11 protein-coding genes are annotated in these 14,435 nt (G+C 71.3%); 9 read left to right on the plus strand and 2 right to left on the minus strand.

The features are described from left to right. Window positions 1-49 precede the first annotated feature (49 nt). Together dxs and OO63_RS07375 are read left to right on the plus strand one after the other, a co-directional pair. Entirely contained in the window at window positions 50-1,987 is a 1,938-nt protein-coding gene (dxs, locus tag OO63_RS07370; RefSeq protein WP_030357215.1) for a 1-deoxy-D-xylulose-5-phosphate synthase, read from the plus strand. A gap of 175 nt (window positions 1,988-2,162) precedes the next feature. Next, on the plus strand, window positions 2,163-3,686 hold the full coding sequence (locus OO63_RS07375) for an amino acid permease (protein ID WP_030357214.1): 1,524 nt from the start codon (window positions 2,163-2,165) through the stop codon (window positions 3,684-3,686). Between the two features lie 245 nt (window positions 3,687-3,931). Here the strand turns inward: OO63_RS07375 and OO63_RS07380 are convergent, their stop codons facing one another. Continuing rightward, window positions 3,932-4,951 carry a hypothetical protein gene (locus OO63_RS07380; protein ID WP_199819458.1) on the minus strand — a complete coding sequence of 340 codons (1,020 nt, stop codon included), beginning with the start codon at window positions 4,949-4,951 and terminating at the stop codon, window positions 3,932-3,934. 77 nt (window positions 4,952-5,028) lie between these two features. Between OO63_RS07380 and OO63_RS07385 the strand changes: the two genes are divergently transcribed. The 6 genes from OO63_RS07385 to OO63_RS07410 all read left to right on the plus strand — a co-directional run bounded on the left by OO63_RS07385 (window position 5,029) and on the right by OO63_RS07410 (window position 12,861). Next, the gene (locus OO63_RS07385) at window positions 5,029-6,231 is read left to right on the plus strand and encodes a CapA family protein (protein WP_030357212.1); all 1,203 of its coding nucleotides are present in this window, start codon (window positions 5,029-5,031) and stop codon (window positions 6,229-6,231) included. Window positions 6,232-6,511: 280 nt separating this feature from the next. Further along, window positions 6,512-8,746, plus strand: a complete 2,235-nt coding sequence (locus OO63_RS07390; protein WP_033263896.1) for a HAMP domain-containing protein — start codon at window positions 6,512-6,514, stop codon at window positions 8,744-8,746. 6 nt (window positions 8,747-8,752) lie between these two features. Further along, window positions 8,753-10,636 carry a poly-gamma-glutamate synthase PgsB gene (gene pgsB / locus OO63_RS07395; RefSeq protein WP_030357210.1) on the plus strand — a complete coding sequence of 628 codons (1,884 nt, stop codon included), beginning with the start codon at window positions 8,753-8,755 and terminating at the stop codon, window positions 10,634-10,636. Further along, window positions 10,633-11,115, plus strand: coding sequence for a poly-gamma-glutamate biosynthesis protein PgsC/CapC (locus OO63_RS07400; protein WP_030357209.1), 483 nt, complete (start codon window positions 10,633-10,635; stop codon window positions 11,113-11,115). Before pgsB ends, OO63_RS07400 begins: the two co-directional genes overlap by 4 nt. Window positions 11,116-11,131: 16 nt before the next feature. After that, window positions 11,132-12,202, plus strand: coding sequence for a C40 family peptidase (locus OO63_RS07405; protein ID WP_030357208.1), 1,071 nt, complete (start codon window positions 11,132-11,134; stop codon window positions 12,200-12,202). A gap of 194 nt (window positions 12,203-12,396) precedes the next feature. Next, window positions 12,397-12,861, plus strand: coding sequence for a hypothetical protein (locus OO63_RS07410; protein WP_030357207.1), 465 nt, complete (start codon window positions 12,397-12,399; stop codon window positions 12,859-12,861). A 13-nt stretch (window positions 12,862-12,874) separates the two neighbouring features. On the opposite strand, the gene OO63_RS07415 is transcribed toward OO63_RS07410, so the two are convergent. Continuing rightward, window positions 12,875-13,243 carry a PIN domain-containing protein gene (locus OO63_RS07415; RefSeq protein ID WP_030357206.1) on the minus strand — a complete coding sequence of 123 codons (369 nt, stop codon included), beginning with the start codon at window positions 13,241-13,243 and terminating at the stop codon, window positions 12,875-12,877. Window positions 13,244-13,362: 119 nt separating this feature from the next. Here OO63_RS07415 and OO63_RS07420 point away from each other — a divergent pair, with 119 nt between their 5' ends. Further along, the gene (locus tag OO63_RS07420; protein WP_030357205.1) at window positions 13,363-14,397 is read left to right on the plus strand and encodes a PLL family lectin; all 1,035 of its coding nucleotides are present in this window, start codon (window positions 13,363-13,365) and stop codon (window positions 14,395-14,397) included. The last annotated feature ends 38 nt before the right edge of the window (window positions 14,398-14,435 follow it).

Consider the following 14,435-nt stretch of genomic DNA (forward strand, 5'->3'; position numbering starts at 1 on the left):
CCCGGCAATGCTCGAACAGCGCTACACGCTCTACTGCAAGGAGGCACGGGTGCCGCTGCTGACCCGCATCACGGGACCGCGCGATCTGGACCTGCTCGGCCCGGAACAGCTCAACCAGCTGGCGGACGAGATCCGCGGCTTCCTCGTCGACGCTGTCTCCAAGACCGGCGGTCACCTCGGCCCCAACCTCGGTGTCGTCGAGCTGACCATCGCCCTGCACCGCGTCTTCGAGTCGCCGAAGGACAAGGTCCTGTGGGACACCGGCCACCAGGCCTACGTCCACAAGCTGCTCACCGGCCGCCAGGACTTCGCCAAGCTGCGCGCCAAGGGCGGCCTGTCCGGCTACCCCTCGCGCGCCGAGTCCGACCACGACGTGATCGAGAACAGCCACGCCTCCACCGTCCTCGGCTGGGCCGACGGCCTGGCCAAGGCCAACGAGGTGCGCGGCAAGGAGTACGCCGACCGGGCTGTGGTCGCCGTCATCGGTGACGGCGCCCTCACCGGCGGCATGGCCTGGGAAGCGCTGAACAACATCGCGGCCGCCAAGGACCGCCCGCTCGTCATCGTCGTCAACGACAACGAGCGTTCCTACGCTCCCACCATCGGCGGCCTCGCCAACCACCTCGCCACCCTGCGCACCACCGACGGCTACGAACGCTTCCTGGCCCGCGGCAAGGACCTCCTGGAGCGCACCCCCGTCGTCGGCAAGCCGCTGTACGAGACGCTGCACGGCGCCAAGAAGGGCCTGAAGGACTTCATCGCCCCGCAGGGCATGTTCGAGGACCTCGGCCTGAAGTACGTCGGCCCCATCGACGGCCACGACATCGAGGCCCTGGAGTCGGCCCTGCAGCGCGCCAAGCGCTTCAACGGCCCCGTCATCGTGCACTGCATCACCGAGAAGGGCCGCGGCTACAAACCCGCGGAGGACGACGAGGCCGACCACTTCCACGGCATCGGCCCGATCCACCCCGACACCGGCCTCCCGATCGCCGCGGGCGGCATGGACTGGACGTCCGTCTTCGGCGAGGAGATGGTCAAGCTCGGCCACGAGCGGGACGACATCGTCGCCATCACCGCGGCCATGCTCCAGCCCGTCGGCCTGCAGAAGTTCGCCAAGGCCTTCCCCGACCGGGTCTACGACGTCGGCATCGCCGAGCAGCACGCCGCCGTCAGCGCCGCGGGCCTCGCCTCCGGCGGCGTCCACCCCGTCTTCGCCGTGTACGCGACCTTCCTCAACCGCGCCTTCGACCAGCTCCTGATGGACGTGGCCCTGCACAAGTGCGGCGTCACCTTCGTCCTGGACCGCGCGGGCGTGACCGGCACCGACGGCGCCTCGCACAACGGCATGTGGGACATGTCGATCCTGCAGTGCGTGCCGACCCTGCGCATCGCCGCGCCCCGCGACGCCGACCAGGTCCGCCTCCAGCTCCGCGAGGCCGTCGAGGTCGACGACGCGCCGACCGTCGTGCGCTACTCCAAGGGCGCCGTCGGCCCCGCCGTGCAGGCGGTCGGCAAGGTCGGCGGCATGGACGTGCTGCGCAAGGCCGACACGGACCGGCCCGACGTGCTGCTCGTCTCTGTGGGCGCGCTCGCCCCGATGTGCCTGGAGATCGCCGACCTGCTCGACAAGCAGGGCATCTCCACCACCGTCGTCGACCCCCGCTGGGTCAAGCCGGTCGACGAGGCGATGGCACCGCTCGCCGAGCAGCACCGCGTCGTCGTCACCGTCGAGGACAACTCCCGCGCGGGCGGCGTCGGTTCGGCCGTCGCCCAGGCCCTCAGGGACGCGGGCGTGGACGTGCCGCTGCGCGACTTCGGCATCCCGCCGCGCTTCCTCGACCACGCCTCGCGCAAGGAGGTCATGGCGGAGATCGGCCTGACGGCCCCGGACATCGCCCGCCAGGTGACGGGTCTGGTCGCCAAGCTGGACGGCAGGTTCGAGCGCAACGCGGCGTCCGTGGACTCCGTGGAGCCCGCGCGCGACTGACGTACGCGACCGACGTTGACGACCGACGTTGACGACCGACGTATCCGGATGGGCCGGTTTCGCCACCATGAAGAGTGGTGAAACCGGCCCATTTGCGTGAATCCACCCGCGTCGGGGCATAAGCAGAACGTGCCCTCTCGATCATGTCGAGGACGACAAGCGTGGGAGGTACGCCGTGAGCAGCACCCTCTTCCGGACGAAGAAGGTCGAGCAGTCCATCCTCGACACCGAGGAACCAGAACACGCGCTCAAGAAATCCTTGTCCGCACTGGACCTGACCGTCTTCGGCGTCGGTGTCATCATCGGCACCGGCATCTTCGTCCTGACCGGCACGGTCGCCAAGAACAACGCCGGTCCCTCGGTGGCCCTGGCCTTCGTGGTCGCCGGGGTCGTCTGCGCCCTCGCGGCGCTCTGCTACGCCGAGTTCGCCTCCACGCTCCCGGTGGCGGGGTCCGCGTACACGTTCTCGTACGCGTCGCTCGGTGAGCTGCCCGCCTGGATCATCGGCTGGGACCTCGTCCTGGAGTTCGCGCTCGGCACGGCGGTGGTCGCCGTCGGCTGGTCCGGGTACATCGCCTCGCTGCTCGACAACGCGGGCTGGCATCTGCCCGAGGCGCTCGGCAGCAGGGACGCGGCCGACGGCTTCGGCTTCGACATCCTCGCCGCCGCCCTGGTCCTGCTGCTCACCGTCATCCTCGTCCTCGGCATGAAGCTGTCCGCGCGCATCACGTCCCTCGTCGTCGCCATCAAGGTGACGGTCGTCCTGGTCGTGATCATCGCGGGCGCCTTCTTCATCGAGAGCAAGAACTACGACCCGTTCATCCCCAAGGCCCAGGAGGTCGAGGCGGGCGGCGGTCTGGACTCCCCGCTGATCCAGCTCATGTTCGGCTGGGCGCCGAGCAACTTCGGCGTGATGGGCATCTTCACCGCCGCCTCCGTCGTCTTCTTCGCCTTCATCGGCTTCGACGTCGTGGCCACCGCCGCCGAGGAGACCAAGGACCCGCAGCGGGCCATGCCGCGCGGCATCCTCGGCTCGCTGCTCATCTGCACCACGCTGTACGTGGCCGTGTCGGTCGTCGTGACCGGCATGCAGCACTACTCCGAGCTGTCCGTGGACGCCCCGCTCGCCGACGCGTTCAAGGCCACCGGGCACCCCTGGTACGCGGGCTTCATCAGCTTCGGCGCCGCCGTCGGCCTCACCACGGTCTGCATGATCCTGCTGCTCGGTCAGACCCGGGTGTTCTTCGCGATGAGCCGCGACGGACTCCTGCCGCGCTTCTTCTCCCGCGTCCACCCGCGCTTCAAGACCCCGCACCGGCCGACGATCCTGCTCGGTGTGCTCATCGCCGTCGTGGCCGGCTTCACCCCGCTCAGCGAACTCGCCGAGCTGGTGAACATCGGCACCCTGTTCGCCTTCGTGATCGTCGCGGTCGGCGTGGTCATCCTCCGCAGGACGCGCCCCGATCTGCACCGCTCCTTCCGCACCCCGTGGGTGCCGGTCCTGCCGATCCTGTCCGTCGGCGCCTCGCTGTGGCTGATGCTCAACCTGCCCGCCGAGACCTGGGTCCGGTTCGGCGCGTGGATGCTGCTCGGCGTCGTCGTCTACTTCCTCTACAGCCGCTCGCACAGCCGCCTGGGACGGCAGGAGGAGACGACGGTGGGCGAGGTGCTGCGCCCGCCGGGCCGCGGCGAGAAGTAGCCGACGGCCGCCCCCGCGGGCACAGTCGCGCTGCAAATCCTGCCCCCGGAGCGGCCGGTCCGGGCAGCCTTCGGTCCCGATCCGGTGGGGACGGCGGGTGCGGCGGGGGAGTGCGTACGGGAGTGCGTACGGGGGGTGGCCGAGGGAGCCGTGGGGGACGGTGGTCCCGGGGCGGGCCCGAGGTGGGCGCGGGCGCCCCTCGGGGGCCACCCGGGTGCCCCCTGGGGCGCCTCGGCTGCCTCCGCCTACATCCGACGCCAGTCCCGCGTCACCGACGCCATCGCCGACACCGCCGCCCGCAGGTGCCGCTCGCGGTCGCGGATCCGCGCGCCGAACTCGACGTGCAGGAACTCCGTGTCCTGTGCGGCGGCGCCCCGGCCCTGGACGTTCTTGCGGCCTTCCAGGGGGCAGGAGCGGGCCCAGGCGCGGCACACGTCGTAGCCGCGGCGGCGCAGCGCGTCCGCCAGGTCCCGGCCCTCGTGGACGGCCTCGCGGCCCTTGCCCGTGGAGGCGACCACGTCGTACTTGGGGGCGGAGTCGTCCGCCATCCCGTGCACCTGGATGCCGGGCACGCCGCGCTTCGCCAACTCGTCGCAGATGGCGTGGAATACGCTCTTCCGCCGGTGCGCCACGTCCGCCTCGTCGTCACGCCCCGCTTTGCGATGTGCCCCCGCAATGACCATGACGCCGCCGGGGGAGCGGCTGAGGAGCGCGGCGCCGAGCCGTTCGGTGTGGCGGTCGGCGACAGGGTGGGGGACCTGCACGGACCAGCGGATCGGGGAGTCGAGGTCCACATAGACCCGGCCCCAGCCGCGCGGCGCGGAGGCGTCCTCGGAGAGGTCGGACACCTCGGCGTAGCGCCGCCCGGACTCGGTGTCGGTGACCGTGCGCACCCGGAAGTCGATGTCGGCCAGGCGGCGTTCGGCCCGGGAGCGGTGCCGGTCCAGGAGCAGGGCCACGCCCTCGGCGACGGTGCGCCGGTCCTTGGCCGACGGGCGGCGGTAGCCGCTGTCCTCGGAGAAGCCCGAGGTGTACGCGGTGACCCGGCGCTCCAGGTCGGCCCGGACGCGGCCGCCGGACGAGGGCGACGACGTGGCCGAGGGGGACGGCGTCGCGGAAGGAGCCCGGCTCCTGGGGGAGCGGTCGGCCGACGGGCGGCTCTCGGGCGCGCGCTCGGCCCACCCGGAGCGCGGCTTCTCGCTGTCCGAGGCGGAGGAGCACTGTGTGAGGCACAACACGCCCGCGAGGACGATGGCAAGCGCCACAAGACCCTTGCGGCGCTTTGCGTTTGTTATCGACCGAATTGGAGGGTGAGTCATGGTTGTATAAAGATAGCCTCGTGATGACACGTCCTTCTCGCAGGCTCATAGCGACCTGCGCCGCCTCGCTCGTCCTGCTCGCGGGCACCGCCTGCGGCCCTTTCGGCGACGACGGCGATGCCGCCGACGGCGGCGACCCGACCTTCACCGTCGCCGCCGCGGGCGACATCCTCATCCATCCCGAACTCACCGAGCAGGCCCGCAAGGACGGCAAGGCGACGGGCAAGGGTGAGAAGGGCATCGACTTCGGCCCGATGATGGCCGGTATCAAGCCGGTGATCAGCAAGGCCGACCTCGGCATCTGCCACTTCGAGCCGGTGGTCGGCGCCCCCGGCGGGCCGTTCCAGGGCTTCCCCGACTTCGTGGTCCCGCCGCAGATCACCACCGCCGTCAAGGCCGTCGGCTACGACCAGTGCTCCAGCGTCTCCAACCACAGCCTCGACCACGGCCCCGAGGGCGTCACGCGCACCCTGAACGCCCTGGACAAGGCGGGCCTGCGCCACACCGGCACGGCACGGAACAAGGCGGAGGCCGACAAGCCCCTCATCACCGAGGTCAAGGGCGTCAAGGTCGCCCAGATCGCCTTCGCGCTCGGCTTCAACGGGCGGCAGGTCCCCAAGGACAAGCCCTGGATCGCCAACCTCACCGACTTCGACCGCATCGCCGCCGCCGAGAAGAAGGCCCGCGCCGCGGGCGCCGAGGTCGTGATCCTGAGCCTCCACTGGGGCAAGGAGCACCAGCCCAACGCCGCCGCCCAGCAGGTCGAACTCGGCCGCAGGATCGCCAAGGAGACCGGGATCAACCTCGTGATCGGCCACCACGCGCACGTCGTGCAGCCGATGGAGAAGGTCGACGGCACCTGGATCGCGTACGGACTCGGCAACCAGATCGCCCGGCACGACGCGCCCAGCGGACTGACCGAGGAAGGCGTCATCGGCTGGTTCGAGTTCCGCAAGGACGGCGACGACTGGGACGTCAACGCCAAGTACGCGCCCACCTTCACGGAGATCCCGCCGGAGCCCGAGGAGGACGGCGCGGCACTGCCCAAGGACGCGGTGAAGGACCACCGGCTCCTCGACGTGGCCACCGCCCTGCGCGACGGCGACAAGCTCACCACCCAGCAGCGGGCCCGCTACCGCCTCGCCTTCGAGCGTACGCAGGGCACTCTGCTCAACCGCGGGGCGAGCAAGGACGGCCTCGAACCCCTGGAGAAGTTGCCGGACTGAGAACTTCCGCAGAACTCCAGGTGAACCGTCCGGCGGCCTTGTGGAAGGTGCCGGAAGTGGATCTTTGACGTAGCTCACATCTGGCTACGCTCGTACATCCATCCGGACCCGTCATGAGTCATGACATTCCAGATCGCCCCTGCGCGCCCGCGTGCGCCGCGGCGCGACATCCATACCCCGTGTCACACCAGTGTCACTCGCTGTGTCACTCCAGGAGAGGAGCACCCCCTTGGCCGCTTCGCCCACGAAGCGGCGGCACAAGGTCCGCCGAAGGACCGACATGTCGCTGATCGGAGGCATCCGCCCCCCGATCGCCGTGCTGTCGGTCCTGCTCCTTGCCCTGGCGGGCGTCACCGCCCTCACTCTTGGCCGCGTCGGCCAGGAAGCCGTCCCCAAGGCAGTCAAGTCGTCCCAGCAGCACTTCGCCGAGGACGGCGCCATCGCCCTGCGCGCCTCGATCGACGAGAGCGTCACCGACCTCACCCGGACCGCGGATCTGTTCAACGCGTCCGACCCGGTGCCCGCCGACGCCGTGCTCGACAAGATCAGCAGCGTGTACCAGAAGTGGATGGGCACCGCGGTCATGGAGGTCCGCTCGGGCAAGCTCCTCGCCGCCCGCGGCGAGAACGTCCCGCTGGCCGCGATCGACCGCGCGAAGCTCTCCGACGACGACGGCCTCGCGCCCCGCATGGTGCGCCTGGAGAGCGGCGAGACCCGGCTGCTCACCTTCGCCGTCCTCGCCTGGAAGGGCCAGCCGCAGCAACTCCTCGTCGCTTCGAGCAGCCTGCGCTTCCCCGGCATCAGCCTCGGCAACTTCCGCTCCATCGCCGTCGTCGGCGACGACGGCAAGGTGCTGAGCACCGACGGCATCCCCGAGCCCGAGCAGGTCAGCACCGACCAGGAGCGGGCGGAGGTCAAGGCCTCGGAGAAGCAGCTCAAGGCCTTCGCCGAGATCTCGGCGAAGAAGTCGCGCAGCCACCCGATCCTGGCCAAGGAGCCGGGCTCCGGCGGCTATCTCGGCGTCAGCGGTCATCTGGTCGGCGACCGCCACCTCGGTGAGCGGTCCATCGCCGGTTACGCCTCGCTCGCCGCGCCGGAGGCGGGTGAGTCCACCGTGGCCACCAGCCTCGGTCTCAGCGTCGTCTCCATGGTCCCGGTCGCCGAGGACACCAAGCGCACCAAGGGCTCCGCCCTCGGCCTCTTCGCCGCGGGCGCGCTCCTCGTCATCGGCGGCCTCACCGTCTTCCTGCTCCTGCGCACCGTGCAGCGCCCGATCGTCCGGCTGTTCCTGGAGAGCCGCAGGCTCACCCGCGGCGACCTCGGCCGCCCGGTGTCCGTGCCCAAGCACGGCGAGGCCGCCCGCATCGGCGGCGCCCTGGAACGCCTGCGCCGCCAGCTCAACGGCGAACCGGCGGCCAAGGCCACCCCTGCCAAGCGCAAGGGGCTCGGCAGCCGGACCCTGCTCGCCGTCGCCGGAGTGCTGCTGCTCGTCTGGTCGGCGCCGCTGCTGCTGCTCATCAACCGCGCCGGGGACACCGTCCGGGTGCCGCAGCAGATGGTCAACGACCAGCGCGAGCGCACCGACACCCTCTCCGACCGGGTCCGGCGCGCGCTCAACGAGGGTCACGCCGACCTCACCTCGCTCGCGTCCCTCATGGGTGCCCGCACCGACCCCTCGGACATGGACAAGGTCCTGGAGAGCGCCCGCAACCAGCACTCCCGCTACCGGTCCCTCTACGTCCTCGACAAGGACGGCAAGGTCCTCTCCAAGGCGGGCGACGACCCGCGCAGCCCCTCCGGCGAGAAGCCGTCCGACACCGCGGTCCGGGTGATCGACGACGACGGCAAGGAGCCGGTCATCATCGGCACCGCCGAGGTGCCGGGCCGTCAGGGCGCCGCCGTGGTGGGCGAGTTCCGCATCGAGTTCCTGAACTCGCTGCTCAAGCGCCCCGGCCTCGGCGAGGTCCGGGTGGTCGACGCCAAGCGCCGGGTGATCGGTGGCAACGACGGCTACCGCGAGTTCCAGGGGCTGCCCAGCGGCCGCCTCAACGGGCTCGTCGAGGGCACCGGGCAGAAGGTCGGCGGCAAGCCGCGCCCGAGCGGTGTGTTGTACCGCGACGGCGGCGACATCCAGATCGCGGCCGCCGCCCCGTTCGCCGGCGGCGGCGCGGCCGAGCAGCTCGGCTGGTCCGTGGTCAGCTGGCAGCCCGCGTCGAACCTCGAGATCCCCGAGTACACCCTGCAGAACCGCACGGTCCTCGCGGGCATGCTCGGCATCACGGCGGCCGCGGCCTGCCTCGGCTGGCTGCACATCATCGTGGTGCGGCCGCTGCGCAAGCTCGCCGAGCAGGCCGAGGCACTGGCCGACGGCGACCGCAAGACCGTCCTGTACCCGGTCCATCACGACGAGGTCGGCGCCGTCACGCGCAGCCTCGAACTGATCAGGCAGCAGCTGCCGTCGGGCACGCAGCGCAAGCGGGACGGCGCCAGTGCCGGCCTCGCCGGAAGGAACTGAACCGCTGTGCTCTTCCTCTACACCGTCCTGGTGGTGTGCTGCGCCGTCCTGCTGGTCGCGGGCGTGATCGAGCAGCGACGGCACTACACCAACCTGGAACACATACCGTCGCGGGTGCTGGTCAACGGCATCCGCGGCAAGAGCTCCATCACGCGCCTGTGCGCGGGCGCCCTGCGCGGCGGCGACCTCACCACGGTCGCCAAGACCACCGGCACCGCGGCCCGGTTCATCCACCCGGACGCCACCGAGGAGCCGGTCTACCGCAAGTTCGGCATCGCCAACGTCGTCGAGCAGATCGGCATCGTGCGGCGGGCCGCCGCGTACAACCCGGACGCGCTGGTCATCGAGTGCATGGCGGTCATGCCCGCGCTCCAGGAGATCAACCAGTCCAAGCTGATCCGCTCCACCATCGGCGTGCTCTGCAACGTCCGTGAGGACCACCTCGCCGAGATGGGCCCGACCCTGGACGACGTGGCGCGCTCGCTGTCCCGCTCGATGCCGGAGAACGGCATCTGCGTGACCGCGGAGAAGGACCGCTTCGCGATCCTCAAGGAGGAGGCCGACGCCCGCAACTGCGAGCTGATCTACGCCGACCCCGAGACGGTGTCCGACGAGGAGCTGCGCGGCTTCAGCTGGTTCACCTTCAAGGAGAACGTGTCGATCGCGCTGAAGGTCGCCGAACTCCTCGGCGTCGGCCGCGAGGTCGCCCTCCAGGGCATGTACGACGCGCCGCCGGACCCCGGTGTCCTCTCCGTCGAGCGGTACGTCACCGAGGAGGGCAAGAAGCTCCGCTTCGCCAACGTCTTCGCGGCCAACGACCCCGAGTCGACGCTGATGAACATCAACCAGCTGCTCGACCTCGGCGCCATCAACCGGCCGCTGAACGTCGTCATCAACTGCCGCCCCGACCGCGTCGAGCGCAACGGCCAGATGGGCGAGATCATCCCGGACCTCAAGCCGGACAAGGTCTTCGTCATCGGCCACCCCGCCAAGTCCGCCATCGACGCCATCCCCTCCGAGTGGCGCTCGCGCGCCGTCGACCTCGGCGGCGACAAGCGCGACCCGGAGGAGTTCATGGGCCAGCTGCTCGGGCAGCTCGGCGCCGACTCCTCGCTCGTGGCCATCGGCAACATCCACGGCCAGGGCGAGCTGCTCCTGGAGCACCTCGCCGAACTGCCCGCCGACGAGAGCGAGGACCCGGCGGCCCCGGCCGCCCCGGCAGGGGAGTCGGCCAACGAGACCACCGGCAGCCACCAGCTGTACGAGCCGCACATCGACCCGTACCAGCACTACCCGGAGGCGTACGAGAGCCGGTACACCAACACCGGCTCGCACCGGATGATCCCGGCGGCGCACGTCCCCGTGCAGCGCACCGCCCAGCAGCCCTACCCGCCGCAGTACGACGGCCAGGCCGCGCAGGACCCCTACGCGGGGCAGGGCGCGTACCAGCAGAACCAGGGGCAGTACGCGGCGCAGGAACCGTACGCGGCGCAGCAGGCGTCGTACGACACGCCGGTCACCTACGACGCGTACGGCCAGCAGCACCAGCAGGCCCCGCACGGGTACCACGGCCAGCAGGCCGCGCACCCGCAGTACGACCAGCGGGCCGCGCACCCGCAGTACGACCAGCAGGCCGCACACCCACAGCACCAGCAGGGCCAGCACCACCAGCAGCCCGCGCTCGGCCAGCACCACCAGCACGCCCCGCAGCAGCACCAGGGCGCGCACGAGCAGTACGCGCACGAGTCCTACCGGGCGCCGCACACGGAACCGCCGCAGGACCCGTCCCAACCTCCCGCCCCCCGCGGCCTGTTCGAGCCGCGCGTCCCGCCCGCCCCGCCCGCCGCGGATGAAACCCAGCAGTGGCACAGCCCAGGAGAGCAGCGTTGATCCCGTCCGTCCTCACCCCCGAGATCGCCGCGGTCGGCATCGCGCTCGGGCTGCTGTTCTCGCTCGTCTGCTATCTGACGACCAACCTGTCGCCCGGCGGCATGATCACGCCGGGCTGGCTCGCGCTGACCCTCGTCGAGGACCTCCAGCGCGCCGCCATGGTGGTCGGCGTCACCGTCCTGACGTACGTCTGCACCTTGCTGATGCAGAAGTTCGTCATCCTCTACGGCAAGCGCCTGTTCGCCGCGGTCGTGCTCACCGGCGTGGTGCTCCAGGCCACCGTGATGATCGTGCTCTCGATCGAGTTCCCGCTGATGTACAGCAACCAGACCCTCGGCTTCATCGTGCCGGGCCTGATCGCCTACCAGCTGGTCCGTCAGCCCAAGGGCCCCACCCTGCTCGCCACGGGATCGGTGACCCTCATGGCCTACGTCGTCCTCACGGCCGGGATCCTCCTCGGCTTCATGCCCTCCGCCTGACCTACCGGAGCCACACATGCCGCCCAAGAAGAAGCGCCCCGCAGTCCACGCCGTCACCGTCCTCGCCCTGCTCGCGGGCAGCACCTACCTGACCGTCGAACTGCGCAAGGACGAGCACGACAAGGCGCCGAAGGTGCAGTCCGTCACCGACACCCCGGACCTGACCAACGGCACCGGACAGGCCGACGGCAAGCAGAAGTGGGAGCGGCTGCGCAACCCCGACCGCTCCGTCCTGCGCACCGAGGACGGCAAGGTCCTCGCCACGTTCACCGACGGTGCCCGCACGGCGACCCTCTCCGGGCCGAGCCGCACCTTCGCCGAGCCCAGCAACACCAAGTCGAAGGTCGTCACCGACGACTGGGTGCGGCTGATGCCGGAGGTGTGGCGCAAGGGCGCGGAGAAGGAGAAGTGGTTCAAGGACTGGTTCAAGGAGTTCGCGGGCAGCGAGGAGGACGACCTCTTCGCGATGGCGTTCCAGTACGTCGAGGGCGCGCCCGTCAAGAAGGACGACGAGGGCATCGCCTACGCCGGTGACGCCGAGTTCGGGCCGCTTAACCCGGCCGGCAGCGAGGGCAACGACCTGCGCGAGGAGCAGTCCGACTTCTACGACTACCTCGGCATCCCGTACACCTTCCGCGACGGCACCACGATCCAGCCCGAGGCCAAGCGGGCCCGCGCCATCGACTGCTCCGGCTTCATCCGGACCGTCTTCGGCTACCGCGCCCGGTTCCCGCTGATGGCCAACGACACCACCGGCGACGGTCTGCCCCGCACCGCCAACGGCATGGCCCGCGGCAAGCTCGGCGCCCCCGTCATCCCGCTCAAGGGCGTCGGCGCCGCGGACCGCCCGAAGACGATCGACGTGGTCCAGCCCGGCGACCTGGTGTTCTTCAAGCTCGACGCCCGCACCAAGGAGCGGCTCGACCACGTGGGGATCTTCCTCGGCCACGACGCCGAGGGCCACAAGGTGTTCATCTCCAGCCGCGAAGAGGTCAACGGCCCCACCATCGGCGACAAGGGCGGCACGTCCCGCCTCGACGGCAACGGCTACTACGCCAAGGCGCTGCGCAGCGCCAAGCGCCTCTAGCCGCCGGGCTCCCGCGCGGGCGGACAGGCCCGCGCGGGAGCGCCGCACCCCTCCTCACCCCCTACCTGGCGAGAACGCCACCCGTGACAGGAGCAAGAGCCCCTATCGCTGCTGACAAGCCGCGCGAGGGCGTGTTTGTCTGGGCCACCTGATCACCGAAGGGCCCGCAACGCGGGCCGCAGAAGGGGGAGTTCATGAAGTCCATCAAGGTGCCCGCGCGCGTCCTGCTGCCGCTCGCCGGAGCCGTGTTCGCCACCGCCGCCCTCGCCGCACCCGCGACGGCCGCGCCTCAGCACTGGACCGACGGCGAGGCCCACTACGCCGAATCCCGCTCGGTCCTCACCCCGTACGACGGCACCCAGGGCGCCCGCGCCCTCGTCCGCGTGGACTGGGAGACCGGCAAGGGCGGCGTCTACGGAAACCTGTGGGACCTCAAGAAGGACGGCAACGACTCCGTCCTGCAGGCCGGTTACTCCTGGCTCGACGGCTCCACCTGGAAGCCCGCCACCCGCACCCTCAACACGGTGAAGGACGCCAGCGACAGCGGCCGCCACACCAGCCTGCACACCGACCCGGCGGTCAAGATCAAGGATCTGAAGGTCAGGGTCTGCACGGTCGACGGCACGGGCGCGCAGGTGTGGTGCGGGCAGTGGTACTGAGCGCCGGAGCGGGTTAGTTCCGGACCGTCCGCGGGCCCACGCACTCCGCTCCCAGCTCGGACACCCGGCGGCGCAGTTCGCGGTCCGCGGTGACCACCACGCAGGGCCCGGGGATCTCCGCGACCAGCTCCACGATGCGGTCGTCGCCGCTGCCGGGGGCCGAGTCGACGCGCACACCGGGGACGGACTCGACGCCCCGGGCCCGGCCCTCCACGACGAGGACCACGTCGAGAGGGCCGGGCAGTTCGGGCAGGCCCGCCGCGGCGAGCGGCACCAGACGGTCCCGCAGCCGCTCCGCCGCGCCCCGCCGGTCCCGCCACCATCCGTCCGGCACGGAGCCCACCACATTGGCGGCGTCCACGACGAGGGTCACAGTGTCCATGCGGCCAAGCCTCGCACGCCCGGGTGCACCCACCCCCACCTCGCCCATTAGAGTTGCTGTGACCCGACGTCCCTGGCCACGGAAACCGCCGCATGCCCCCAGCCCCCACCCCACCGACCGTGAACGGCGACTGGCTCATACGCGCACGCGACGGCAGGCTCGCCGTCTACGCCTGCGAGAGCGACGCCGTGGTCTGCCGCACCCAACGCCACCCGGGCGAGCCCTGGACCGCGCCCCGCGTCGTCGGCGGCGACCAGCGCGTCCACCCCGTCCTCGCCGTCTCCCAGGGCACCGACACGTACACCCACCTGGTGTCATGGCGCCCCACGGTCTCCGGCGAGTCCGGCCTCGTGCACTCCACCCACTTCCAGCCGCACCTCACCGCCCTCGACTGGAACCCCCTCGGCCACCCCAACAAGAAGGGGCAGAGCACCGGCGCGCCCGCCGTGACCGTCGACGCCCAGGGCCGCGCCCATGTGTTCGTGCCCAACCGGGGCGGCGGCGTCAGCATGCGCGGCCAGAAGGAGAAGGGCGGCTGGGGCCCCTGGCGCGACCTCAAGGGCCAGGGGGTGCGCGGCCCGCTTGCCGTCGTGACGGGCGAGTCCGGCCTGGTCACGGCGTACGCGGCCACGGCGGACAGCGTCCTGCGCTGGCGCCAGGCCTCGCCGGGCGCCGTCCCCGCCCTGGACGAGGAGCCGCTGCCGGTCACGGCCCGCCCCGGCACCCTGCGCGCCCTCGCCACCTCCGCCGAACGCACCACCCTGTTCTTCACGGACGCCGACGGTGAGCTGCGCGCCTGGCGCGGCACCGCGGCCGACGAGCCTGCCCGCCTCCTCGCGGCCGCGGGCCCCGGCCCGGTCTCGGCGATGCGCTGCGAACTCGACGGCCACGACTGCACGTTGCTGGCCCAGCGCGCCGAGAGCGGCCGCGTCGCCTTCGCCGCCTACCCGACCGAGCTGGAGTCGGCGGGCGCCTGGTGGGCCGAGTCGGGCCCCGCCCTGCCGGTGGACGCACGGGTCGCCCTCGCCACCGACGCCGCGGGCCGGGTGATAGCGGCGACCTTCGTGCCCGGCACCGGGGCGCTGCGGCTGACCCACAGGAAGGACGAGCCGGGCCTCGCTCTCAAGGCGTGGGAGCAGGCGGCCTCCGCTTAGCGGACCCGGACACGGCAGTGCCCGGCACGCCGGACGGC

This window comes from Streptomyces alboflavus, from assembly GCF_000716675.1.
Classification (GTDB): Bacteria; Actinomycetota; Actinomycetes; order Streptomycetales; family Streptomycetaceae; genus Streptomyces; species Streptomyces alboflavus.

What these genes read in the sequence shown, in the direction of transcription:
- OO63_RS07385 (WP_030357212.1), top strand. Translation starts at nt 5,029, where the DNA reads ATGACACGTCCTTCTCGCAGGCTCATAGCGACCTGCGCCGCCTCGCTC.
- OO63_RS07390 (WP_033263896.1), top strand. Translation starts at nt 6,512, where the DNA reads ATGTCGCTGATCGGAGGCATCCGCCCCCCGATCGCCGTGCTGTCGGTC.
- OO63_RS07405 (WP_030357208.1), top strand. Translation starts at nt 11,132, where the DNA reads ATGCCGCCCAAGAAGAAGCGCCCCGCAGTCCACGCCGTCACCGTCCTC.
- OO63_RS07410 (WP_030357207.1), top strand. Translation starts at nt 12,397, where the DNA reads ATGAAGTCCATCAAGGTGCCCGCGCGCGTCCTGCTGCCGCTCGCCGGA.
- OO63_RS07415 (WP_030357206.1), bottom strand. Translation starts at nt 13,243, where the DNA reads ATGGACACTGTGACCCTCGTCGTGGACGCCGCCAATGTGGTGGGCTCC.